The 25130-nt window shown below is 61.1% G+C and carries 21 protein-coding genes and 1 tRNA gene; 8 read left to right on the top strand and 14 right to left on the bottom strand.

What is annotated here, in order from left to right; translation table 11 throughout:
* Window positions 1-50: 50 nt before the first annotated feature.
* Together NKF26_RS06165 and NKF26_RS06160 are read left to right on the top strand one after the other, a co-directional pair.
* Window positions 51-920, top strand: coding sequence for a CheF family chemotaxis protein (locus tag NKF26_RS06165; protein ID WP_253234092.1), 870 nt, complete (start codon window positions 51-53; stop codon window positions 918-920).
* Between the two features lie 75 nt (window positions 921-995).
* A complete protein-coding gene (locus NKF26_RS06160) occupies window positions 996-1532 on the top strand; it encodes a metallophosphoesterase family protein (RefSeq protein ID WP_253227337.1) in 537 nt (178 codons plus the stop codon).
* Between the two features lie 29 nt (window positions 1533-1561).
* Here NKF26_RS06160 and NKF26_RS06155 read toward each other — a convergent pair whose 3' ends face one another.
* The 6 genes from NKF26_RS06155 to NKF26_RS06130 all read right to left on the bottom strand — a co-directional run bounded on the left by NKF26_RS06155 (window position 1562) and on the right by NKF26_RS06130 (window position 7871).
* Complete coding sequence (locus NKF26_RS06155) at window positions 1562-2428, bottom strand: CheF family chemotaxis protein (RefSeq protein WP_253227336.1); 867 nt, start codon at window positions 2426-2428, stop codon at window positions 1562-1564.
* Window positions 2429-2455: 27 nt separating this feature from the next.
* Window positions 2456-4258, bottom strand: coding sequence for a methyl-accepting chemotaxis protein (locus tag NKF26_RS06150; protein WP_253227335.1), 1803 nt, complete (start codon window positions 4256-4258; stop codon window positions 2456-2458).
* Between the two features lie 244 nt (window positions 4259-4502).
* Window positions 4503-5723 (bottom strand): HEAT repeat domain-containing protein, encoded by a 1221-nt coding sequence (locus NKF26_RS06145; protein WP_253227334.1) that lies wholly within the window; start codon window positions 5721-5723, stop codon window positions 4503-4505.
* Between the two features lie 101 nt (window positions 5724-5824).
* Complete coding sequence (locus NKF26_RS06140; protein WP_253227333.1) at window positions 5825-6454, bottom strand: archaellin/type IV pilin N-terminal domain-containing protein; 630 nt, start codon at window positions 6452-6454, stop codon at window positions 5825-5827.
* Between the two features lie 9 nt (window positions 6455-6463).
* A complete protein-coding gene (locus tag NKF26_RS06135; protein ID WP_253227332.1) occupies window positions 6464-7066 on the bottom strand; it encodes an archaellin/type IV pilin N-terminal domain-containing protein in 603 nt (200 codons plus the stop codon).
* 463 nt (window positions 7067-7529) lie between these two features.
* On the bottom strand, window positions 7530-7871 hold the full coding sequence (locus tag NKF26_RS06130) for a helix-turn-helix domain-containing protein (protein ID WP_253227331.1): 342 nt from the start codon (window positions 7869-7871) through the stop codon (window positions 7530-7532).
* A gap of 169 nt (window positions 7872-8040) precedes the next feature.
* Here NKF26_RS06130 and NKF26_RS06125 point away from each other — a divergent pair, with 169 nt between their 5' ends.
* From NKF26_RS06125 to NKF26_RS06100, 6 genes are all read left to right on the top strand, one after another.
* On the top strand, window positions 8041-8451 hold the full coding sequence (locus NKF26_RS06125) for a chemotaxis protein CheW (RefSeq protein WP_253227330.1): 411 nt from the start codon (window positions 8041-8043) through the stop codon (window positions 8449-8451).
* A 481-nt stretch (window positions 8452-8932) separates the two neighbouring features.
* A complete protein-coding gene (gene glmS / locus NKF26_RS06120) occupies window positions 8933-10753 on the top strand; it encodes a glutamine--fructose-6-phosphate transaminase (isomerizing) (protein ID WP_253227329.1) in 1821 nt (606 codons plus the stop codon).
* 88 nt (window positions 10754-10841) lie between these two features.
* Entirely contained in the window at window positions 10842-11801 is a 960-nt protein-coding gene (locus tag NKF26_RS06115) for a polysaccharide deacetylase family protein (RefSeq protein WP_253227328.1), read from the top strand.
* A gap of 276 nt (window positions 11802-12077) precedes the next feature.
* Window positions 12078-13664, top strand: coding sequence for an alkaline phosphatase family protein (locus NKF26_RS06110; protein ID WP_369682118.1), 1587 nt, complete (start codon window positions 12078-12080; stop codon window positions 13662-13664).
* Complete coding sequence (locus tag NKF26_RS06105; protein ID WP_253227326.1) at window positions 13661-14611, top strand: NAD-dependent epimerase/dehydratase family protein; 951 nt, start codon at window positions 13661-13663, stop codon at window positions 14609-14611. The genes NKF26_RS06110 and NKF26_RS06105 overlap by 4 nt, the downstream gene beginning before the upstream one ends.
* Window positions 14612-14674: 63 nt before the next feature.
* Window positions 14675-14759: transfer RNA gene (locus tag NKF26_RS06100), tRNA-Ile, on the top strand.
* A 64-nt stretch (window positions 14760-14823) separates the two neighbouring features.
* Here the strand turns inward: NKF26_RS06100 and NKF26_RS06095 are convergent.
* The 8 genes from NKF26_RS06095 to wecB form a co-directional block, all read right to left on the bottom strand.
* A complete protein-coding gene (locus NKF26_RS06095) occupies window positions 14824-15825 on the bottom strand; it encodes a nitronate monooxygenase (RefSeq protein ID WP_253227325.1) in 1002 nt (333 codons plus the stop codon).
* Window positions 15826-15928: 103 nt separating this feature from the next.
* Window positions 15929-17398: an oligosaccharide flippase family protein gene (locus NKF26_RS06090; protein WP_253227324.1), complete on the bottom strand. Its 1470-nt coding sequence runs from the start codon at window positions 17396-17398 to the stop codon at window positions 15929-15931.
* Window positions 17399-17429: 31 nt separating this feature from the next.
* Complete coding sequence (locus tag NKF26_RS06085) at window positions 17430-19223, bottom strand: hypothetical protein (protein ID WP_253227323.1); 1794 nt, start codon at window positions 19221-19223, stop codon at window positions 17430-17432.
* A 113-nt stretch (window positions 19224-19336) separates the two neighbouring features.
* A complete protein-coding gene (locus tag NKF26_RS06080; RefSeq protein WP_369682126.1) occupies window positions 19337-20263 on the bottom strand; it encodes a glycosyltransferase in 927 nt (308 codons plus the stop codon).
* A 275-nt stretch (window positions 20264-20538) separates the two neighbouring features.
* Window positions 20539-21612 carry a DUF354 domain-containing protein gene (locus NKF26_RS06075; protein WP_253227321.1) on the bottom strand — a complete coding sequence of 358 codons (1074 nt, stop codon included), beginning with the start codon at window positions 21610-21612 and terminating at the stop codon, window positions 20539-20541.
* A 2-nt stretch (window positions 21613-21614) separates the two neighbouring features.
* Window positions 21615-22688 (bottom strand): GNAT family N-acetyltransferase, encoded by a 1074-nt coding sequence (locus NKF26_RS06070; protein ID WP_253227320.1) that lies wholly within the window; start codon window positions 22686-22688, stop codon window positions 21615-21617.
* Between the two features lie 503 nt (window positions 22689-23191).
* Window positions 23192-24085 (bottom strand): polysaccharide deacetylase family protein, encoded by an 894-nt coding sequence (locus NKF26_RS06065; RefSeq protein WP_253227319.1) that lies wholly within the window; start codon window positions 24083-24085, stop codon window positions 23192-23194.
* On the bottom strand, window positions 24069-25130 hold the full coding sequence (gene wecB, locus NKF26_RS06060) for a non-hydrolyzing UDP-N-acetylglucosamine 2-epimerase (protein WP_253227318.1): 1062 nt from the start codon (window positions 25128-25130) through the stop codon (window positions 24069-24071). Before wecB ends, NKF26_RS06065 begins: the two co-directional genes overlap by 17 nt.

Raw genomic sequence — 25130 nt, 5'->3', positions numbered from 1 at the left:
GAGTCCAGCACACAGAAAACGGAAGAGAAAGCGAATCGTTGAGCAACGCCATGTCTGAAACAGTTATCGCCGATTTCGTCGCAAGATTCAGCCTCGACACGCGGGAGTCGCTGGAACCGGTTCGTGGACGAATTGTCCTCAGCCAGAAACGACTCGTGTTGGCCGAGAGCGGCTCGAAGACGACGATACCGTTACGTTCGATCTTCGACATCTCTGTCGGCCACGTCCCGTCCGACCTCGAAGGGTTCTTTCAGGATACCGTCACCGTCGCATACGAAGCGGACGATGGTCGCCACACGGCCGTCATCGAAGCCAAAAACGACAACGTCGGGAAGTTCAAGGTCTTCCTTTTCAAGGCCATCCTGAGCGGCACGCCCGTCACGGTGAAACACCCGGCACGCGTCGGTGGGCGCGTCACCGACCAGGGGTTCGAGACCGGAAAGCTTCGAATCCAGTCCGGATCGGTAGAATTTCTCGGAATCCCCGACCCGTTCGCGGTCGACCTCTCGGGCGTGAGTTACTTCCAGAAACAGGACCGCGACGTCGGCGGGACCACGCGAACCGTCGTCGCGATTCGCCACGCCGACAACGGGCAGACAGTCACCTCGGAATTCGTCGTCGCCGCCGACCGCAAACTCAATCTGCTTGGACGATATCTGCGTCTCGAATACGCCGAGATCTCCCAACAAGCGGAGCGGATCGACGTTACCGAACAGGAGATGGAAGCCCTCGTCGCCATCTACTCCGGCGCGAACAGCGGCAACTTCGCTGGCGCGCTCGGCATCGACGCCGGAAGCGCATCGATGGTGCTCACCGAAATCGAGAAGAAAGGGCTGGTAAACCCGGCCAACGACGGCCTCTCGCTGACCCCCCCGGCGAAGATGATCGTCAGCGACCGTATCGAGAAAGTGAACACGTGAGCGGTGGTGGGCACTGTATCCTTATTTCTCCGTCCATCTCACAAATTGGTAACAGATCGATTCGTCTGGGGCCGTATGGAAGTCGCGATCCTCTCCGACATGCACATCCCCGGTCAAGCAGAGCGGATTCCCGACGCGTTCCGCGAGCACATCGAGGCGGCCGACCACGTCGTCCACGCTGGCGACTTCGGCTCCGAGGAGGCACTCGCCGACGTACAGGCACTGACATCCGATCTGACGGGTGTCTACGGCAACGCCGACCCGAACGACATCGATCTCCCTCCGGTCGCGTCCGTCGAAGTCGACGGCCTGACGTTCGTCGTGCTCCACGGCATTATCAACCCCGTCGAGCGAGCGGTGTCCAGTTCGGAGGGTGTCGTCATGAACCGCGACGATTGGCTGAACGCGATCGCCGACACGACGCGAGCGCGGGCCGACGAACCCATGGTCGGCATCGGTGGCCACACCCACCAGGTCGAGGACACGGTTCACGACGGGGTTCGCCTGTTGAATCCGGGGTCCGCGACTGGTGTCGGGCCGGACGTCGATGCGACGATGATGACCGTCGAAGTCACCGATGGTGAACTCGACGTCACGCTACACGAGGGATAAAAAGCATAAACAGCAGGCTCGGACGGGCGTTATTTCTCGCTGATGAACTCGCTGGCGATGTTCCGCCCGCGTGTCTTCAAACCCACTTCACGGCGTTTTCTGACTTCGTCCAGGACGTCGAGTTCGATGAGTCGCTCGAAGATCTCCTCGACTTTGTCTACGTCCATACCGAGGAAGTCGGGGATCTCGAACGATGAGACACCGGTGTACAGCGCCATCAGAACTTCTTTTTCGGTCTCCGATAGCTCGGCTCCCGATTTGCTCTGTTGTTCGCCCTTCTGGAAGAGCGATCCGAGGAGTGAACAGCGCCGGGATTGCCCGGAGATGTACGTTTGAACGCTCGTGCTCCCCTCGGAGTGCTCGACTTCGAGAACGGTTCTGGTCTGTCCTTCGACGGTTCGTTTTGCGGTATCGACCTGCCCGATATCGTCGAGTTCGAGTTGGATGAAGATGCCGCTGGCTACCGCGATTCCGACCTCGCCGACCTCGATTTTCACCCGTGCACGCTCCCAGTCCGTGTTCTGCACCACGCCCCCTTTGACCGCCGGGTGCTTGACGAGAATCATCGACTGGTTCAACATCGCGCCGTACAGTTTCGCCTCGAATTCCTCGATTTCGAGCTGTGAGGAGACGAGAAACACGTCGCCGTCGAACTCCAAGCTGATGTAGTCGGACACACTGGCGACCGACTGGTTCACGTCATACCGACCGCTCATGCCGCTGACTTTCGAGAGCGGAATCGATCGTTTTCCTCCGTTTCCGGCGAGAACGAGCCGTCGATTGGAGAGCAGAATGCGTCCGCTCGTCCAAGCGGCGTCCTTCAGCTTTTGGCCGCCTTTCATCGCTTGGAGGAACTTTCCTCGCGTATCTGTAATCTTGTATTCGCCTTCACTCATGAGTGAGAGAGATGGAAATCGTCGTCGTTAGTTCGATCCTGCAGTGAGATCGCCGACGCGGTCCACGAGTTCACTGATCGCTGTCGTCTGTTCCATGCTGGCCCCGACGATATCCTCGGTGGCGGCTTCGACCTGTTCGGTCGTATCGCGCACGTCCTCGACGGTCGCCATCACTTGTTCGACGTTAGCGGCCTGTTCGTCGTTCGCCTCCGCGACTTCGGTCACGCCGGTCGCAGCCTCGTCCACGGCGTCCGCGATCTCTTCGAGGGCGATGAGGGCGTCCTCGATTTCCTCGCCTGCGTACCGAACCTGTTGGTTCGATTCCTCGACGGCGACGACGGTTTCGTTGGCTTGTGACTGGATGTCCTCGATACGACCGGCGATTTCCTCGGTGTGTTCGCGGGTCTTGTTCGCCAGTTCCTTGACCTCGTCCGCGACGACTTCGAACCCACTCCCGGCGTCTCCCGCACGGGCAGCCTCGATGTTGGCGTTCAGTGCGAGGAGGTTCGTCTGGTCCGCGACTTCGGCGATTACCTCGATAACGCCCTCGATCTCGGCCATCTGTGATTCGAGTTCGGTGACGGTCTCCACGAGGTCGTCGCTCATCTCGATGACGTCGTCCGTCGCCTCGCGCGCACCCTCGCTGGAGTCGAGACCGCTGTCGGCCGCCGCTTTCGCCTGCTCCGCGGCGGAAGCCACTTGATCGGAGCTCGCGGCGACCTCTTGCATGCTCGCGCTGAAATTCTCCATCTCATTAGCGACGATGGTAAGGAGTGACGTCTGTTCCTCCACACGTTCCTCGATGGTGTGAGCTGAACCCGAGGCTTTATCGACCGATTCGGCGAGTTCGGACGCCTGCTCGTCTACTCGGTCGGTGAGCAGTTCGAACCGCTCACCCATGTCGTTCACTTGGTCGACCACCGAGATGAGCCGATCGTCGATAACGTCGTACTCGTCGGTGTAGTTGGCGCGAGCCGAGAGGTCGCCACCTCGCATGGCGGATAGGGTACTCCCGAGTTCTTCGACCAATCCCCTCACGCTATCGTGGCGACGAACGTCCTCGGTGCGGTCGTGCACCGTTTCAACCACGGCGATCAGTTCCCCGTCCTGATAGAGCGGTTTGGCGGCGAAAGCGATCTGACGGTTTTCCCCGTCTTGTGTCACCATCTGACTTTCGTCGCGGTAGAGTTGATTGTCGTCGGCGTCCCGGTCGACATCGAATTCGAGATGTGTGTTCTCCGGAGCGTCGAGGATCTTATCCGCGAGCGTCTTACTTCGGCGGCCGTCGGGATAGAACGCGGTACTCGCCCGTGTCGATCCGATGGCTTCCTGGCGCGGCGTACCGGTCAGTTCTTCGAGGGAACTGTTCCACGCCACGACTTCGTGGTCCGCGTTGAGCATGAACACCGGAAGACCGATCCCGTCGAGAAGCGCTTCGTCGTCGACGTTGAGTTCGTCCTCATCTTCGTCTTCCTCGGCCGGGAGCAGGGACTCGTGTGCCTCCAGTCCGGCTTGCATGCCGGAAACGCCTGCCCATATCGCGTCTATGAGTTCGGACTCCGCTCGTGTGAGTTCGTCGGAAACCGCTTCGTTTCCGTCGCCGAGTCGGTGGTCGAGTCGGTCGAAGGTCGCTTCTACCATCGTTTCGAACGCGGCACCGTACGTCGCGGCGAACGTCGCCCCCGGAACACCCGCCTCCGCGTGTTCTCGTCCGAGGCGAGGCGCTTCCGCAATCGTCGCCTCACTGTTCGAAAACAGTCCGTTCAGATGGTGGGCTTGTGCCTGTTGCAGTTCGTCGCTAGCACCCGTCCCACCGTACACGTCCGTCACAGTACCTATCGATATTTTGTTATCACTTGAGACAGTAACCTCACTATTTTGTACCCCTCCGTCGAATTTGATACGCTTTTGGGACTCTCCAGATGAATCCGTATCCCGGAGAACGTCCTTTAAAACCCGGATGAGCGAGTCCGTAACCATTGTTGGCGAATCAAGACACTAGCCGAATATAAAACTTTAGTAAAATCTCAAATTAGATAATGAGACTGGTATTATTTAGATTTGATTTCTGATATTATGCTCTTCCACCGAGTTTCGAAAGCGCGGAGAAAGCACGCTTTCGGACCTCCTCGTCCTCGGTCGTATCTACGAGATCGTCGAGCCGTTCCCGTGAGCGTTCACCCCCGACCTTCCCGAGACCGAACGCGGCCATTGCTTGTGCATCCGTCGTCGCTTCGGAGTCGGAGAGCACTTCCAGGAGCGCAGTTTCGACCGATTTACCGCCGATCGCTGCGAGGCTGGTGACGGCGAACTGTGCCGTCATACCGTCGTCGGCGTCCAACACCCCCACGAGTGTCTCGATTGCTTCCCACCGGTTTTGGGTACCTGTCACCCGACCAAGCAACCAAGTCGCGTTACGGCGCTGGTGTGCCTGTGATCCCTCTTCGATGATCTCGACGAGCGACGTGACGACGACACGATGCTCGCTCGTACTGAGCTTTTCGACCATCGTCTCCCGGAGCTCGTGGCTCTTCTCCGGTGGTACGTTCGAGAGCAACTCGATGAGGGAGAACACGGCCGCTTTTCGAACCGCATCCGATTTGTCCCCTAACAGTTCGATGAGGGCGTCGAGAGGTCTCTCACTACCGAAGGTCCCGAGCGACCCGGCGGCGATTCGTCGCACCGCTTCGGCAGGGTCGTTGAGCATGCCGAGCAGAGCGGAAAGCGCCTCGTCCCCTTGCATCCGACCGAGCGCTTCCGCCGTCTCCCGGCGGACTTCGACTTCCTCGTCGGTTCGTCGCTCGGCGAGGTGGGACACTGCTCGTTTGTCCTCAAGCCGTCCCAGTGCACGCGCGACACGCGAGCGAACTCGGGGATCCGGGTCCGACAACTGCCGAATCAGATCCTCGGTCGCAGAGCGGCTCCCGATCCGTCCGAGAACGTTCGCGGCGGCCATTCGAAGTTCCGGCTGATCGGACGTGAGCGCATCCGTGAGTTCCTCCGCTCGCGCCCACTCCGCTCTACTTCCGCTGATCTCTTCGCCAACGATGGCCGCAATGAGTTGTTCGACCGCTTCCCGTTGGTCGAGGGCGTCGATGGCGGCTGCTCGAACCGCAGCGTTCGGATCGTCCTGTGCGGCCGTCGTCAGTGAGTCCACGACCTCGTCATCCGGGACGTCGAGGTCGCCGAGGATTTCTGCGGCTCGCTGTCGAACGGTGTCGTTGTTGCTTTCGCCGAGCACCGTGACGAGGCGTTCAGCGTCGGCCTCTTTTTCGAGAGTAAACAGCGATGTCACGGATTGGAATTATTGTAGGGGATAAAAAATCTACCTTTTCAAAGAAACGTAGTGACTCATGATTGGGGAGAGGTTGCACCAAAAAGAAAGAGAATACTTGGTTAGACCGTCACCGCGCTCTCCTGGGAGAGCGACTGCGGGACGTTCACGCGGTAGAGCGTGACTGCACCGTACTGCGTGGTGAGTCGAAGTTCAGCCGTCTGGCCCTCGGAGAGTCCGTAGACGTTGTTTCCAGCGATTCCCGACGCGTTCAGGGAGATCGTGAAGCGGTCGTCCTGACTGTTGAGAACGGGAACCGATTCGTCGCCGTCCTTGATGGCCGAGACGGTGAATTGGGTACCGTTCGCATTGCTGCCGTTCACGAGCGTCACTGCCTTGTTCGGGCCGATCCACTCGATGGTGGCCGTGGAGAGGTTGATATCGTCCGAACCCGATCCGCGCATGACCGTCAAGTTGACCGTATCGACGTACTCCTTTCCGTTCGGGTCGTAAGCACCGCTGCTGTTCAGCGTCGTTACGTTACCGAAGCCGGAGACGACTTGAACGCGGTTAGAGACCTGTGCCGTGCTGTCTTGGCCCGTCTGCTCGGATTTCGACTGGAGGAAGCCCGCCGTGTTGATGAGTACACCGGCCGCGATCGCGGCGACCAGCACCATCGCGATGAACACGATGAGCGTTCCGATACCGACCTGACCTCTGTTATTGAGGCGCTGTTGGATTGCGTCCTTCATTTTAGTACTTTAGACCGTCACCGCGCTCTCTTGGGAGAGCGACTGTGGGATGTTTGCGCGGTAGAGCGTGACTGCACCGTACTGCGTGGTGAGTTTGAGGTCAACTGTTTGACCCTCTCCGAGGTCGCTACCACCGATGGTACCAGCGTTCATCGAGATGGTGAATCGGTCGTCTTGACTGTTGAGGACCGGTGCGGAGCCGTCCTCGTCCTTGATATCAGTGACGTTGAAATACTTGCTACCGTTTGTATTGACCTGTGAAATGTTCCCCGCCACGAGCGTCTTTGCCTTGTTCGGGCCGATCCACTCGATGGTGGCCGTGGAGAGATTGATGTCGTCCGAACCTGATCCGCGCATGACGGTCAGGTTGATGTAATCTACTTGTTCGGCGTCCGTCACGTTACCGAAGCCGGAGACGACTTCGACGCGGTTGGAGACCTGTGCCGTGCTGTCTTGGCCCGTCTGCTGGGACTTCGACTGGAGGAAGCCCGCCGTGTTGATGAGTACACCGGCCGCAATCGCCGCGACCAGCACCATCGCGATGAACACGATGAGCGTTCCGATACCGACCTGACCTCTGTTATTGAGGCGCTGTTGAATTGCGTCTTTCATGATTTCTCACTTCATGTCCGAACCGAAATGTATCACGGTTCGGACTCTATGCGGAACGAATCAAAGGATTGTATTAAATCTACGTATCCAATTATCAGGTGTGATATCGTTCTTAGACGGTCTATAATGGCAATATAATCCAAAATAAGGCCATTAACGGAGAAAATTCGTTTTGGTCGCTCATCTGCATATAATTAACACTTCCCAAACAGTCATATAATCATCAATGACAAGTTTGCGTCTAATCTGAGAAGGGGGATCACCTTCGAACCCGTACGTGAACGCACTGACGGTTGTCGCGATGACCGTAGGAACGACGAAGGGAAAGCCGATGAAGAGCTAGAACGGCGTTCATCGTTCGGCCCGGGAATACCACTGACGGCGAACGTAACCATCGAGAACCCCGAGATGGCGAGTGTGACGCCGAAGAGCACGGAACTATGGACTGTACGGACTGTACGGGTTACTGTTGCTCCTTCAGGTCGCGCCACACGTCTACCAATGCGTTCTCGACTTCGGGACGGTCACCGACGGACACGTCGATACCATCACTCTGAAACGAGATTGCGACGCTATCGATGTCACGTCGGTACACTTTCGTCCGGCGACCTTCGTTCGAAAACTCCCGCCCGGTCAGTTCGAGCAGGTTTGCCTCGGTGAGCTCTTCGATTCGGCGATAGCTGGTCGCTATCGGGATACCAAGCTCCTCGCTTAATTCCTGTGCGGATTTCGGTTCGTGTGTTGCGTCGAGTATTTCGGCGTTGTATTTGTTACCGAGCACCCGCAGCAGTTCCACAGACCCCATCGGTTATCGACTTTGATAACAAGAGCATAAAAAGATACCGTCACCCTCGTCACAGAAACTTAATTTGAAAGTGTTAGAATTGTAGAGGAGTCCAACCGAAGTGAAACGGAGTTTTCGTGAGATAGCCTTCAGCGGAACAGTAAAGTGGATCCCCAAAGGAGAACCACTCATGTCAAAAAGAGTTTCTGAATTACAGGTGTTAGTTTTTCGTCTCGAAGACAAACAGTACTGCATCGATATCGCGCACATCGACGAGATTGTGGACCGTCACGAGTTGACGAAACTGCCCGATTCGAAACCGCACGTCGAAGGGGTCATGGACCTTCGGGGAACGACGACGACCATCGTCAACCCGAAAACCGTCCTCGGGCAGACCGGGTCCGGGGCGGGTGACCGGGTGATCGTTTTCGAGACGGAAGACGAGCGAAGCATCGGGTGGGTAATCGACGAGGTAAATCAAGTCGTCAGCCTCGACGACGCTGACGTGGACGGGTCGGTCGAGAGCAAGTCCGTTCACGGCGTCGTTCGGCAAGACGATGAGTTCGTCATTTGGGTCAAACCATCCGCCATCAACATCTGAGCCCACACGACACGGCGAAAATTCAGTTCCCACTTTTCTTGTCGCGGTCGTCCACTGAACTCGTTCACGTCGATGGTCGTCCCCGTAGGACGTCTGTATCCAGTGTTGGCAGGGCCAGTTCGGTATCCGTTCGCTTCCGCCAGTGACGGAACGAAAGTAGCCGGTCCGTACCGAGTGGTATCGAGCGTACCGCCTGCGAAATGCCTTCTCGGCATCCATCTAGCGGGGACAAGTACGACATCATTGGAGGGGTCTAAGATCGACCTTCAGACCGGTCAGAGGGCGTATAACAAAGAGGTAATCCGGGTATTCGTAATTACCGTTCATCCCCGAATTGGAGACATCGGGGTATTGGACATAGCGGAGTTGCCTATGAGATTCCCGAACGATAGACGAACAGATATCGGAAGTCGTACCGTCCATTGGAACCACCTGCGAACGCTTCGTCGGCAATGAGTGACAACTGGGAGGTATTCGACTAATGTGTGGTATCATCGCCCGAGTTGGCGAAACGCAAGACGCGGTAGACGAGTTGCTCGTCGGCCTCGAAAACCTCGAATATCGAGGCTACGATTCGGCCGGACTCGCCGTCAAAAACGGGGGAGGCCCAGCGGTCTTCAAACGTGAAGGCCAAATATCACACCTGAAGGAGATGTTGATAGACGAAGTCCCGTCCGGCGGCCTCGGCATCGGACACACCCGATGGAGTACGCACGGACCACCGACCGACGAAAACGCCCATCCGCACACCGGCTGTGACGAAAAGGTCGCTGTCGTTCACAACGGCATCATCGAGAACTACGAGTCGCTCCGAACGGGGCTCGTCGAACGTGGTCACACGTTCGAAAGCGACACCGATACCGAGGTGATCCCGCATCTGGTCGAGGATCATCTCGAACGCGGTGCGACGCCGGAGGAGGCGTTCCGGCGGACGATCCGACAGCTCTCGGGGAGTTACGCCGTCGCGATGTTGGTCGAAGGAAGCGATGCCGTGTACGCGACTCGGTCGGGGTCGCCGCTCGTCCTCGGTGTCAGGGAAGGAACCCACTTCCTCGCCAGCGACGTCCCTGCCTTCTTGGATTTCACCGACGAGGTGATCTTCCTCGACGATGGTGATGTCGTCATCATCGAACCCGGCCAGCACGAGATAACGAAACTCGATGGAACGCCGGTCGAGCGCACCAGTCAGACGTTCGATTGGGACCCACAGGATGCTGGGAAGGGTGGCTACGACCACTACATGCTGAAGGAGATTCACGAACAACCGACGTCACTCCGTCAAACGCTCCGTGGGCGTGTTGACCAAACGACCGGCGATATCTCGCTGGAGGATTTCCCGGCAGGGACGTTCGAGGACGTTCAACGCGTTCAGTTCGTCGCCTGCGGGACGTCCTACCACGCGGGTCTCGCCGGAAACAGCTTCGTGGAACGTCGCGGCGTGCCTGCCCAGACGTTCCTCGCAAGCGAGTACGCCGTCTCTCCGCCACCGGTGGACGAGGAGACGCTCGTCATCGGTGTCACCCAGAGCGGCGAAACGGCGGACACCCTCTCGGCCTTGCGACGAGCGAACGCGAGCGGTGCACGGACGCTCGCGGTGACGAACGTCGTCGGCTCCACCGCCGCACGCGAATGTGACGACGCGCTGTTCATCCGGGCCGGTCCGGAGATCGGTGTGGCCGCCACGAAGACGTTCTCCTCACAAGTCGCCTCGCTGTCCCTCCTCGGCGAACGAATCGTCCGGGACACGGTCGGCACGCGAAGCGACGACATCGAGGAAGTGCTGTCCGCCTTTGGCGACTTGCCCGACCACATCCAACAGATCCTCGATTACACGAAAGCTCACCGCGTCGCAAAACGCTACCACGACAGCGAGTCCTACTTCTTCATCGGCCGGGGGACGATGTTCCCGGTCGCGCTGGAAGGGGCGCTCAAGTTCAAGGAGATTTCGTACGAGCACGCGGAAGGCTTCGCGGCGGGCGAACTGAAACACGGCCCGCTCGCGCTGGTGACGCCGGCAACCCCGGTGTTCGCCGTGTTCGACGGCCGTCACGACGAAAAGACCCTGAACAACGTCAAGGAAGTCGACGCTCGCGGTGCGCCGGTCGTCGCGGTGGCGAGCGATTCGAACGAGGCGATCTTCCAGCACGCGGACGACGTGTTGACGATTCCCGATACGCACCCCGATGCGGCGGGAATCCTCGCCAACGTCCAGTTGCAACTGCTCTCGTATCACGCCGCCGCCCTCCTCGACCGACCCATCGACAAGCCACGTAATCTGGCGAAGAGCGTGACTGTCGAATGAATCGACCGGGTAATCCTCGCTTACCCACCCGAACGAAACTGAACGGTCGGCGCGGTTTAATCGCGTTCCGACCGGGTTTTCGACAGACATGAACGCCGTCGTCCTCTCGCTCGACGCCGAACTCGCATGGGGGTATCACGACCTCTCGGAGGTCAAGGAGAACGTCGAGACCGCACGAACGTCGTGGTCTCGACTTCTCGCTCTGTTCGACGAGTTCAACATCCCCGCGACGTGGGCAGTCGTCGGTCATCTCTTTCTCGAATCGTGTGATGGGACGCACTCGAACCATCCGACACCGACGGACGACTGGTTCGACCGCGACCCCGGTAGCAGTGCGTCGGAGAACCCGTTCTGGTTCGGTGACGGCCTGATCGATGCCATCATCGACGCCGACGCACGACACGAACTCGGCTGCCATACGTTTTCACACGTCGAACTCGGCGACGAGGCGACGAATCGCGAGGTCGCAGTCGCGGAGACACGACGAAGTATCGAAACCGCGGACGACGCGGGGTACTCCCTCGAATCGTTCGTCTTCCCACGAAACAAGATCGGACATCGGGACGTGCTCGCCGCCTACGGACTCACGTGCTACCGCGGCGAGCGACCGGAACTCTGGTACGATGGGTCGCGCTTCCAGTCGCTCGGGAAGCTCATCGATTTGCTCGTGAGCAGGACGAGTCCGCCGCTCGTCACACCCGAAGTCGACGAGTACGGACTGGTGAACATCCCGGCGTCGATGTTCCTGTTCGGTTACGAGGGACGGGCGCGAACCGTCACCGAACGGCTTTGGGGAGACCCGCTCATTCGCTCGGCGAAGCGCGGCATCGACCGTGCTGCGGACGCCGACGAAGGGGTTTTTCACCTCTGGATGCACCCGAACAACTTCACGGAGGAACGGGACTTCGATCGATTGCGAACGATCCTCGAACATCTCGCAACCCGGCGCGACGAAGCGAGGCTTCAGGTCCGGACGATGGGCGAAATCGCGGGTGCGATTCGGGGAACCGATCCCGCGACGACCCGAACGCCCATCGGTCCGCGGTAGCGGCCGATTCTCTCGAATCGATTTTTCTCGTCGTCGCTCAGTTTCGATAGAGTAGGCTGCTGCTGCTCGGCCCATCGGGGTACATTCCCGACCGGTCGGAGTGCTTCGGACGGTTTTCGTACTCCAGTCGGTATTCGAGTGGAACCGTCGGAAACAGTCCCAAATACGCCGAGTAGACACACCCAGACCCCTCGAAACAAGCCCATAACAAAGCGAACCCCGATGGTGAAACCGATAGAGCCACGGGCAGGTGGACTGCCCCGGCAACGATAACTTATGTCGATGGAAACTGAGAGCCCGGAACGGGCGTTCGTCCTCGGATTGGACGGCGTCCCATGGGATTTGATTCGGCGATGGACAGGGGAAGGACAGCTACCGAACTTCTCTCGGTTGCTGGAGGAGGGTGCGTCCGGCCCGCTAACGAGTACGACACCGGACTCGACACCGCTAGCATGGCCGACGATCGCGACGGGTGTCTGGCCCGATAAGCACGGACTGTACGGGTTCCAACACTTGGAGCGGGGGTACACCCACCGGATGAACACCAGCGCGGACGTTCGCCGCCCGGAACTGTGGGACATCATCTCGCCCGCCGTCGTCGGCAACGTTCCGATGACGTACCCGGCGAGCGACATCGACGGATCGCTCGTCACCGGGATGATGACCCCGGAGATGGACGACGGGTTCACCCAACCACCGGAACTGGCCGACGAAATTGCGAACGAGATTCCGGACTACCAGATAGGCCTTTCGTGGGACGAGTACCGGGACCGCCCCGAGGAGTTCCGCGAGGAGCTAGCGAAGCTCCTCTCGACGCGTCGAACCCTGATGCAACGGTTGATGGAGGAACAGTGGCGGCTTTTCTTTTTCGTTTACACCGCCCCCGACCGCCTCCAGCACCTCATCTGGGAGGACGACGTCCTTCTCGAACACTACCAACAACTGGACGAGATTCTGGGGGAGGTGATGGAGTACATCGAATCCCGTGATGCGGTACTGTTCGTCGTCTCCGACCACGGTTTCGGTCCGATTTCTCGGTTCGCCTTCCTCAACACGCTGCTCGAACGCGAGAACCTGCTGACGCGAAAGAGCGGCAACGGAACGCGGGGAACGCTCGCCAAGATGGGGCTGACGAAGGAACGGGTCGAGGGATTAATGGCCCGCCTCGGCATCAACGAAAAATCGCTCATCGAGCATCTTCCACGGGGATTGGTCGATTCCGTCGCCACGCACGTTCCCGGGAACCACAGCCTCTACGACGTGAATTTCGAGGAAACGGTCGCCTTCGCCCACGGGTCGGGTAACGTCTACATCAACGACACCATGCGCTTTGACCCCGGCGTCGTCGCGCCCGCCGACGTACCCGCGCTCAAGGAAGAACTCCGAACCCTGTTCGAAGGAGTGACCGACCCGGAAACGGACGACGCCCCACTGAACGTCCACGACGGGGACGAGGTGTTCCCGACGGACCCCTACTCACCCGACCTCGTGGTCAAAGGCATCGAGGGGTACGAAACGGCCGTGTCGCTCACCCGTTCGGTGTTCAGGGACAGCGGGAGCAAGGTCGCCAGTCATCGCCCCGAGGGAATCTTCTTCGCGTGGGGGGCCAGTATCGAAGCGGAATCGACGGCGAACGAAGCGAACGTTACGGACGTCGCCCCGACCCTGCTTCACGCGTTGGACGAGGCGGTCCCCTCCGACGCCGACGGTCGCGTGTTGAAGGAAATCTTCCATCCCCACTCCAAACCGGGACGGCGGGCCGTCTCACAGCGGGATTACGGTAAATCCGGAGAGTCCGAAGCCGTCGAAGCGGACTTCGACGGCGTGGAAGATCGACTCCGGGGTCTGGGGTACATGGAATGAGCGGCGGACGACGATCGGTCGACGACTCGGTCGTTCCACGCGGCCAAACGGTTCTCATCACGGGTGGCGCGGGGTTCGTCGGCAGCCACCTCGCCGAAGCGCTCGTGGACCACAACGACGTCCGAATCCTCGACGATTTCTCCGCCGGAAAGCGGGGTAACCTCCCGACGGACGTCACCGTCATCGAGGGAGACGTACGCGATTCGACGGTCGTCGATGAGGCCATGTCCGGCGTCGATATCGTCTTTCACGAGGCCGCGATGGTCAGCGTCTCGAAGTCGGTCGAACAACCGCTCCGGAGCCACGCCGTCACCGGCGACGGGAGTCTACTCGTCCTCGACCACGCTCGGCGGGAGGACGCGCGGGTCGTCCTCGCCTCCAGTGCCGCGGTGTACGGCCATCCCGAATCCGTACCGATTCACGAATCGGCGGGAAAGCGACCGACCTCTCCCTATGGCATCGACAAACTAACCGCCGATCAGTACGCCCGCCGATTTTCCGACCTCTACGGGCTCGAAACGGTCGTCCTGCGGTATTTCAACATCTATGGACCGCGGCAGAATCCCGAATACAGCGCCGTCGTCCGCACCTTCTTCGACCGTGCGACCGAGGGCGAGGACATCGCCATCGAAGGTGACGGAACCCAGACCCGCGATTTCGTCCACGTCGACGACGTGGTGCAGGCCAACTGCCGCGCCGCCACGACCGACAGGGTCGGAGAAGCGTTCAACATCGGTACCGGGTCGAGCGTCACGGTTCGCGGCCTCGCCGAGGCGATCCGCCGCGTGACCGACTCCGATTCGGAGGTCGTTCACGTCGATCCACGACCGGGCGACATCGACGACAGCAGGGCGGACATCACGCGGGCGAGGGAGGGACTCGACTACGAACCGACCGTCTCGCTCTCCGAAGGCCTCGATTCGCTCGTCGGTGAACTCACGGTCTGATCGAATTCTTCCCCCGTTCAGGGCCACCATAACAAAGGTAGTCCCGCCCCAAGGGTAGGACGAGGAAGGGTGGCTCAGTGGTAGAGCACCACCAACTTGTTGGTGGGAGCTTGATAGGCTTCGCGTGGTTCGAATCCCGCCCCTTCCGCTTTTGCGAGGAACGAACGTGACGAGCAACTGCGAAGGATCACCGAGCGTTCCATGCTCGTCAGTCATCTCTTTTGCAAGGCTTCGATCGTCTCCTCGGTGAGCGTTTCAATGACCCTCCCCGCCGGTCGTATCGTTTCGGTCAATCCCGCGCTCTGCCCGGCGTACAGCGGCAGTTCCTCCACGTCCCCGTTCATCCCGGGAACGGCGAGCGAATCTTCGTATCTGTGAACGGGGTCCCCAGCGTCAGTTTCCGCGACGACCTCCCCCTCCCCCGGTCGATGGCTTTCAGGGCGTCCCGCAGCGTTCCAGTCCGAGACGGTCGCGTTTTCGATCACTCGATGTGGCACCTCCGGCCATCCCTCGTCGAAGAGGGTGGCGTAGACCGTCTCGGTCTCGTTCGCTTCGATCACTCGCCGTCGATAGCGACGGTGAACGTTGGCTTCCTCGGTTGCAAGGAATCGCGTCCCGAGCCACGCACCTGCTGCGCCGAGGGTGAGGACGGCGGCGATTCCGCGACCATCCGCGATACCTCCGGCCGCGATAACGGGCGTCTCGGGAACGGTATCGACGATACGAGGGACTAACGGCAGGGTTGCGACCTCGCTCTGTACGTGACCGCCCGCTTCCCACCCCTGTGCGACGAGGACGTCCACGCCCGCATCGACGGCGTTCTTCGCTTCCTCGGCGCTACCGACGGATTGGAGAACGGTGCCGTCGTGGTCGTGAATCCGTTCGACGTACGGAGCGGCGGTCCCGAACGAGAACGAGAACACCTCGACACCGACGTCGAGACAGACTTCGAGATGTGTTTCCGTCGGAACGTCCTTCGCGCTCGGATCCTCGACGATGTTCACGCCGAACACGCCGTCGGTTCGCCGCTCGGTTTCGGCCAATAGCCGACGGGTCGTCGCCGCGTCCCGCCACGTGATGGCCAACATTCCGAGCGCACCGGCGTCCGCGACGGCGGCCGCCAGTTCGGGACAGGTCGCGCTTCCGATGGGCGCTTGAACGATGGGGACGTCGAGGCCGAGAGCGTCCGTGAGCGTCGTCGCTACTGTGGACACGATTGATCGATTAGGGATGTGCCGTACGGACCTTTGGTTCTAGGGGTGTGGAATTCGAAATCACCGTCAAGCGGTCGAAATCCGGTCGTGCCGACCGACTCCGTTAGGACTCCAGCACGTTCGCGACGCGACCGATGTCGAGCAGGCCGCTCATCGTCGCCAGACTGGCCCAGATAGCGCCGCCGAGCAGCACCACCCCGGCGAGCGATATCGGTCCCGAGACGAACGGGAGGGCGAGATACACGACGATGGACATGGCGAACGTGATGGCGAGGACGAAGGCGGCGTGTCGGAACAGGCGCGAAACCGGGAGTTCCAATTCGTGGTGGACGACGAGCACGTTGACGGCGACGTACACCGAAAAAGTCGCGACGGTGGCCCACGCCGCGCCGACGGCACCGAACGAGGGGATGAGGACGAGGTTGAGGGCGAAGTTCGCGGCGGAGGTCGCGCCCTTGGCCCACGCCCGTTCCCGCGCTCTGCCGAGGTAGTCGAGCGCGTCGCTGGTGATCAACGACACGGCGCTGAGGACGACGTACCCCGAGAACACCTGCACGACGGGGATGGCCCCGGCGTATTTCGCGCCGAACACCTGCCTCACGGCGGGACCGGCGAGGAGTGCCAATCCGGCAGCGGCGGGAACGTAGAGCAGGAGCGTGTGTCGTAACGTCGTCCCGTAGAGACTCGCGGCCGCGTCGCGTGCGTCGTCGGCCTTCTGCTCCCCGTAGGTCGGCGAGATGGTGAAACCGAGGGAGGCCGCGGGGGCCTGAAGGAACGTGGCGATGTTCTTGGCGAGGTAGTAGGAACTCACCGCGACCGGACCGACGATGGCCCCGACGAGGATGGTGTCGATGCGCTTGTCGAGGACGTTCGCACCCTGTGTCGCCGTGAGCGGAATGCTGTACCTGAGAACGCGCCGGGAGAGTCCGTCCTCGGGTTCGTCCGCGTCGTCGATGGTCGAGTAGAACTTCCGGTAGAGGACGGCGAACCCGACGACAGTCGCCACCGCATAGCTAGCCACGTAGCCGAGGAGTGCGCCGCCAGCACCACCGAGGACGACGACGCCGATGACGACGAACACCAGTAGACTCACGCTTCCCGTCGCCCGCGTCACGGCGCTCCACGTCACCCGATTGAATCCTTGAAACACGACGACTGCGAACGTGGAGAGCGAGTAGCATGCGATGTACGCCCCGCCGAACACCATCAGCGGGGCGAGTTCGGGTTGGTGGATGAGATGGGCGATAGTCCCCGAAAACAGGGTGAACGCCCCGGACACGACGACGATAGCGATGATCCGATAGCGAAGCGCCGCACGGAGAACGTAGGGGACCTGTCCCGGATCACGGTCCCGATATTCGGTGACGTATCGGGCCGCCGATTTCGAAGTGCCGAGGTCTGCGAACAGTCCGGCGACGCCGAACACGGCGAGCGCGCTACCGAGAAGTCCGTACTGGGCCGGAGTGAGCAAAAAGCGGGTGAGGACGAGGACTAACAACCCGCTCGCAACCATGTGAACCGCACGAGCACCCAACGATGCCTTGAATCCGCGTGCGAAGGTTTTCGTATCCATTATCGGATGAATTTCTGCAGTCTGAATCCCGTCATTTGATATAGTAGAGGTCGAAGCCGCCACCCGATTGTACCCTGTCCACGCCGGGTTGACTCTCGAGCGTTCTGAACCCACGCTCCGGGAATCGAAGCCCGCGATACACGGAGAGCTCTCGCTCCCTGGCGGCGTCGGTTATCGGTAGGTATCGCGGCCCATCGAAGACGTGCTCCAACCGTCCGGCGGTGAAGTTCTTCTCGGTAGCGTTGTAGTTGCCGTAAATTCCCTCGCCACGGAAATCGGCACGTCTGCTCGCCTCGTAGCCGAGAATTCCGTCCGAGTACCGCTTGCCGGACGCTCGAAGTCCGGTGAATTTCACGTCACCTCGGTGTGCGAGCGCCGTCGAGAATCCCGTCATCTCGCCGTCCGAAACTTGGCCGGACGTCTGGTACATGTAGGGGGAGTGGAATATAGTCACCAGCGAGAGGACGAGCATGATGGCGAAGAGTATCACGATGAACCCGGACACCGGGCCGTCGTTCGGCAGTCTTCTTCCGGCCGCGTCCACCCCACGGGCGAGCGCGATTGCCCCGAGCATCGTAACGGGGACCATGAGGAACCCCAGTATCCGAAAGTGAAACTGAGCGTAACTGGCTATGAAGAAGGCGACGAAGAGGACGAACAACGGAACGGTGCCGATGGCGAGATACTTGCTGAACGCGTTCGCGTCCGTTCCACGAACGCGGCCGAGGAGGCCGCCGAGCATCAGGATGCCCGCCAATAGGAGGAAGACGAAACTGACGAGAAACAGTTTCAAAAAGAGCAGACGGATGCTGCCGCCGAGTTGGGAGAGGCTCGCGGCCGCGTGTGCGGAATCCGCGCCCGCAGTCGGGTCGGAGAGGAGGCTGTTGATGAGCGCGTGCACCGCCCCGCCCGACCGTTGATGAAACGGTGACCACGCGAGAAACATTGCCCCGAGGAAGAACGTCTGTGAGTACAGCGCCCGATGGTGTGCGATGGCGTGCTCGTCGCGGAACAGGCGATAGACGAACTGGACGACGATGACGCCACCGAACAACAGGATGACGTTGGCTGCTTGTTGGGGATGAACGAACACGACGGCGATCGACGCGAGGGCGAGTAGCGCCCCTGCCCCGGTTCCCAGAATCGGCACCCGTCGAGGGTTCGATAGGGTGACGTACTTCGCCACGAGGTAGAGTATGAGCGGGAGGAACAGGATGGCCTGCGAGGTCGGGTGCGGCATGATGAAGACGCTGATCGTGTTTATCGGTAGGAGCAGGAATCCCGAAATCGCCGCGTACGTCACCGCCCTGTCGTCGTCCACCACGGCACCGACGGCGAGCGGAACGAACAGCAGATAGACGAGGACGAACGCGGAGACCATGACGAGCATCGACTGCGTGAGCGCCATGCCGGTCGCTTCGTGAACTACGATCGCGATGGTATGCGTACCGGGGTACAACAGATCGTAGGCGGGCATGTTCCCCGAGATGATGTCCTTCGCCCATCCGAGATGTGTCAGCGAGTCGCCCGGCCCGTAGAAGTAATACCCCCTGACGAGCGGGAGCGACGCGATGATCAGCACCGTCGCCCCTCCCAGTACGAGACCGAGCGTGCGATACCAGTCGGGTGCGGACACCGCAACCGCGGTTCCGAGAAGGAGAGCGAGGCCCGCCCCGACCCAGAAGAGGAGCGGCGTCGATCGGTAGATCGAGAGTTCGTAGCCGTGCGCTGGCGACATGTGTGCGATAAAAACCCCCGCTGCGAGCGCACAGAACCCGGCGACCAGCGTTATCTTCTCCAGTCGGTGTGCGTAGGTCCGTGCCATTTAATCGTCACCCTCGTCGGCGGAACGGCCCTTTGTTATAGACCACCTGATTCGCCGATGTCGTGACGAACCGGGTGACGGCGGCCGAGTCCGAATCATTGTGTGATGCTGCATCAGAGGACGGACTCGTAGACGGCACGGATCCTATCACCCATTCGTTCGAGTCCGACGTCGCGGACGTTCTCGCGTCCGTTCGACGGACGGGGGGACGAAAGCACGTCCACCAACCCGTCCACGAGTTCGTCGTCGGACCGACAGACGTGCGACGGAGAGACGTCCGCCAAACGGTCCTCGACGTCGCCGACATCGGTCGTCACGACCGGTAGGTTACACGCCATCGCCTCCTTGACGGAGTTCGGCGATCCCTCGCTCTTCGAGGGCAACAGGAGTACGTCCGCCGCGTTGTAGTAGGAAGCCATCTCGTCGTGTGGCACCCCGTAGACGCTCTGGAGTTCCACCGGCCCTCCGACCTGCTTCGCGGCGGCCGTGACCACCCGCTCCGCTCGCGGGAAGTCCTTTACCTCCCGCATCGGCGGATAGGGAAAGAGGACGTGTTTGGCGTTTCGAGACCACCCGACTGCGTCGCGGGCTTCACCCGTGGGTTGCGGGGAAAACCGCTCGAGGTCGATTCCGTGCGGAATGACGTGACACGGGGAGTCGAGTTCCGCCGCCATCCCTTCGGACATGACGATGACGGCATCGCAGTGGCGGGCACAGAATTTGCTCAACCAACCGTACTCGCCGAGGAGGTCAGACCCCCACAGCGAGAGGACGACCGGCAACCGAACCTGTGCCAGCGCCATCGGTGCCGTGAGTCCGTAGTTCGCGTGAACCAGGTCGTAGCCGTCCAAGGAGTTTTTGAGGACTGTCGGGAAAAATCGGAGGTAGTCGGTCGGCCGTCGTTCGGTGACCGATTCGTGGGTACGATGGGTTCCCGGCGGCGCGAGTGTCTCTTCGTGGACGCCGCGCGCTTCGAGAACCCGTAGTTGTTCGTTGTAAAATCGGGCTTCGACGTTCGTCACGAGGTTCAGCACCCGCAGCGGTCGCTGCTGGACGCTGGCGCTCGGCTGTGAGGTTCCTCTCGACACGTTGCTGAACCCGAGGGGAGTGTCGGCCTTTGTTATCCGTGGCTTTCCCGGGGGCAGGTTCGGCGTACCGAAAATCGCCCAATTTCGGCCCCGAACGTTGCGATTCGTCCCACGGGTCGGCCGAGAAAATATATCGGCTCTGATGATTCACGCGACGAGCGTCGTTAACTGGTCGGCGACGAGTTCGAACCGACCGGGACGCGAAAAAGTACGAAAAACCGTATTCGCTATCGGTGCGACACCGCGACCGTTCGTTCGATACGTTGCTGTGGGACCACGGCCGTTCTCGCCACGTCCACGATGACGTCGGTGAGGTTCACCTTGTCCGAGAGATACTCGTCCCGTCGCTCGCGGAGACGGCGTTTCGCCGAGTCGTCCGAGATGGTGGTGAGCGCCTGCGAGAGCACGTCGTCGAACTCCCGGAAGTTGTAGATGAGTCCCTCGCGTTCGAGTTCGATGAAGTTGCCCATGTCCGACTCGCCGACGAAGGAGTTCGACCGGATCGCGGGCGTTCCCAACAGGGCCGCCTCCGTCACCATCGTCTGGGTGTCGGCGACGAGCAGGGACGCTTCGGCCAGCGCGTCGTGGAGCAAGGCTGGGTGGAGGTCGAACTCGTAGGAGTCGCCGGGGGCCGGGTTGCCGCCCTCGTCGGAGACGAACACGGTGACGTGCTCGGAGAGCGCGGCGATGAGTTTCCGACGCTTTTCAGGCGAGAATCCCGAGTGTCCCACGTCGTGGTGCGAGCCGAACGCGTTGAATCGGACGATGGCGTACTCCTCGTCCGGCTCGACGCCGAGCCGGTCCCGAATCGTCGGGTCGGGTTCGTACACGTCCGGGTGGAGATAGGCGAGTTCCTTGAACCCGCGGAACTCGTAGTGGTTCGCGCCGAGGTCCTTGCCGAAGGTGTGCGGCGTGAGGAACGTGTCCACGAACGGGCGGGACGCGACGTGGTCGAACGTCGTCGGTTCCGAGTCGGCGACGACGACGACCGGCGTGCGAGACATCGCCCCGGCGTGAGCCGCGTAGGAGCCGACGCCGAAGATGAGGTCCGGATCGTAGCGCCGCGTCTGCCGGAAGATTTCGAGGTACTGCCCCGGCAGTTCGCGGAAGAGCGAGAACATCGTCGTCTCGCACTTGCCGTAGATTCGATACGGCAGGTCGTGATAGTCCAACAGTGCATGGGTACAGCCGTAATCCCGCCCGAGGACGAGCACGTCGTGGCCCTCGGCTTGCAGTCGCTCTATCGCGTGGCGATAGAGGTGGACGTGCGCGGGCGTGTTGGTGAAGAAGAGGTATCGCATTCTCATCCCCTCACGAACTGGTAAGCCCGTTTCGCGGCGCTCATCGTCGTCCCGTTCGATTCGACCAGATAGTACGGGACCAGGTCCGCCCCGAACTTCGCCTTGTATCGACAGAGCCGCTCCGTGTTGGCTCCCATCAGGTCGTACCTCGTCACCGACTCGACCGGCGGTTCCTCGACGATGTCCTGAATGATGTTCCAGTGGACGAGGCTGTTCACGCTCGTCCCCTCGTACACCGAGCGGGCACCGCCCTGCCAGAAGTACGCCGCGTCGTTCGAGTAGAGCGCGGTGATCCCGGTCAGGTAGTTCCCCTCGTCGTCCCGAGCGACGTAGGTCTGGGCGGCGTCGTCGAGTCCCTCCCAGAGGTCCCGAACGTACTCCCACGAGAGGCCGAGCGTCTCGTCCTGTTCGTCGTACCGTTCGACGGTGTGCTCGAACACGTCGCGCGCGCCGTCGATTCCCTCGCGGGTGACGGTCACGTCGAGGTCCTCGGCGTCACGAATCTCCCGACGGAGGCTCTTGCTGAAGGATTTCTTCACGGCGTCGGCCGTGGTCGATGCGAGGTCCAGTTCGTAGGTGAAGTACGGTTCGACGCTCAGGTCTCCCCACGAGTACGGTCGCGGGTCGCCGTAGTCGGTGCCACAGAGCATGCGGAACAGGGTCAACCCGGACTCCATCTGTTCACCCACACGCTGTGCGACCGGCGAATCGAATCCGACCTCGGCGAGTCGCGCCGTGTAGTCGGTTCGGATCCGGCCGAGCACCGTCTCGGTGAACTCGCGGTTGACCTTCTCCTGCTTCCGTCGTTTCGGACTCGTCGGCATCATGATCGGTCCCAGCCGCGGAATCCCCATCCCTGGCGGTGGCGAGAACGCGGCGGTTCCGAGCGGTCCGTTCCGGACGACGACGGGAAGCAGGGCGATAGCTTGTTGTCCCTTGAAGCCCCCGTACAATCGGAGTTCGCCCGGTGCGTGCCGCTCGATCGCCGCGAGCGCCGCCGGACGGTGAAACACCTCGAACCCGTCGTTGGGGAGCGCGTCAGCCCACTCTTCGATAGATAAACGTTCGACTCTCATTCGTTCGTCTCGTCCGCCGATAGCGGCGGTTTTCACTTTGTTATCCCCCACCTGCCGCGACGAATGATCGACCGAAAGGGGTTCAGGCGGTGTCTACTCCGACGGTTACGACGAGATCGGATCGGATTCGAGCGAAATTCGAGCGTTTGAGCTACTGACACAAAGATATCCGACTATTCGATACGGAGGCGAATATTCGAATATATTTCTCAATGCACGATGGTAACGACGACACGGCACCGAATTCCTCCGGGAACGCAGTGACTACGATGGAAGCGTTGGAAATCCTCGCCACACCTGCTACGATGTGGATTTTGGTTGCGGTCCCATCGCCGCACGGTATACGTAGTCACGGGGATAGAAAAATCTCTCGTATCGAACATCTATCGGCCTTCGAAAACTTGGTCTCGGAGGATGTCGTGTCAGCTCAAACGTCGCAGTCTCCGGAGCGAGAAACCATCTGAACCGTATCACTGTCGCGTACGAAAATCGCCGGGAACGCGTTATTTACTGTGCATGCTCGCGCGACTCGTCGAGGTCCGCGAGGCGGTTCCGACCCGATCAGCGAGGTCGCCCGGGGGGCCGACCCACGCGCCGCGGTCGAGGGCTGACTCGATGAGGCGGCGGTAGAGGCGGCGGTGGCCGGGGAACTCGTCGGAGAACAGGCGGGGGTGCCAGAGGACGGTCATCACGGCGTCGTTCTCGGCGGCTTCGGCTAGCAGGTCCTCGCAGGCCGCCCACGCCGCCTCGAAATCGTCGCCGGGGTCGGGGATGGCGATGTCCATCATGGTGAGCGGGAAGACGATGAAGTCGTCGTCGAACGGACGCTGCACGCCGTAGCCGTGCTGGAAGCCGTAGTCGGAACTCGACCCGAGGGATGCATCGTACTCCAATCCGATGTCGCGGTGGTGTTTCCAGGTGGAATCACCGCGGTTCAGATGGTGTTGACGACCGCCGCGGACCCGGTGACCGAGGGCGGCCTCCAGCGCGGTCTTCTGCTCGCGGAGGGCATCCGGATCGTCGTAGGAATCGTAGGAGCCGTGGAGTCCGACCTCCCAGCCTCCGTCGTCCAACTCGTGGAGCACGTCCAGGATGGCCGTGTCGAACAGGTCGTAGCGACCGAGGTGTTCGATCCAGTAGCGCGGCGTGAACCACTCGTTCGGCGGCTTCTGGAAGATCGATTCCTCCTGAAGGAAGTAAAACGCCGATCGAACGCCCAGGGAATCCTCCAGTTCCATGATCTCCTCGAACTGCCACCACGGATTAACACCGGGGGCGAGCGCCGAGAGATGACCCAAATTCCGGTCTTTGAGTGCGTAGTACGGGGCTTGCAGTCGTTTGTAGGGTCTATCCACGTCGTGGGTCAAACACAGTTCGAATTCATAGCCGGGTAACATCGGAAAGCACCTCCACGATCCGTTCGGCCGCGGTCCCATCGCCGTACGGCGTGGGCTTCTCGTTCGGCATCGTCACGTCCGACAGGGCGCTTCGAATCGCCCCGCCGTCCGCGCCGACCAACCGGTTCCAGCCACTCTCGACGGTCTCGACCCACTCGGTCTCCTCGCGGAGCGTGACACAGGGCGTGTCGAGGAAGAACGCCTCCTTCTGGACGCCGCCCGAATCGGTGGCGACGACCGCCGCGGCGTCGAGCAGGGCGACGAACTGCCGATATCCGACCGGTTCGGTCAGTATCAACCCGCGTTCGGCCCGGCCGTAGAGGCCGAACTCCTCGAGTCGGGCCACCGTCCGCGGATGGGCGGGGAGGACGACCGGACGCGGGTCCTCGACCAGCGCGTCCACGATCTCCTCCAGTTTTTCGGGATCGTCCGCGTTCGTATCCCGGTGGACCGTGGCGAGGACGAACTCCCCGGACCCCACGCCGAAGTCCGAGAGAACGCTCGTATCCGCCCGGTCGCGCGCCCAGAGCAGGGCGTCGTAGCCCACGTCGCCGGAGTTGTGGACCCCTTCCGTGATCCCCTCGCGTGCGAGGTTGGCCGCGGCGTCGGTGGACGGGACGAACAGTAGGTCGGCGGCGTGGTCGGTCAGGACGCGGTTCGTCTCCTCGGGAATCTCGCTCCCGCTGCGCATTCCGGCCTCGACGTGCGCCAACGGTGGGTCCATCTTCGACGTGACGATGGCCGCCGCGAGCGTCGAGTTGGTGTCGCCGTAGACGAGCACCGCGTCCGGTTCCTCGGCCTCGATTTCGGCCTCCAATCCGGAGAGCATCGCGCCGGTCTGCCGACCGTGGGTGTCCGAACCGACGCCGAGGTTGGTGTCCGGATACGGGATGGACAGTTCCTCGAAGAACACGTCCGACATTCCTTCGTCGTAGTGCTGGCCGGTGTGGACGAGCACTTCATCGTGGTCCTGCCTGAGGACGCGGGAGACGGCGGCAGCTTTCACGAACTGCGGGCGTGCGCCGACGACGGTCAGTACCTTCAT

This window comes from Haladaptatus sp. AB618 (genome assembly GCF_024136965.1).
Classification (GTDB): Archaea; Halobacteriota; Halobacteria; order Halobacteriales; family Haladaptataceae; genus Haladaptatus.
The sequence above is the reverse complement of the archived record's forward strand: the minus strand, read 5'-3'. Positions and strand labels throughout refer to the sequence as shown.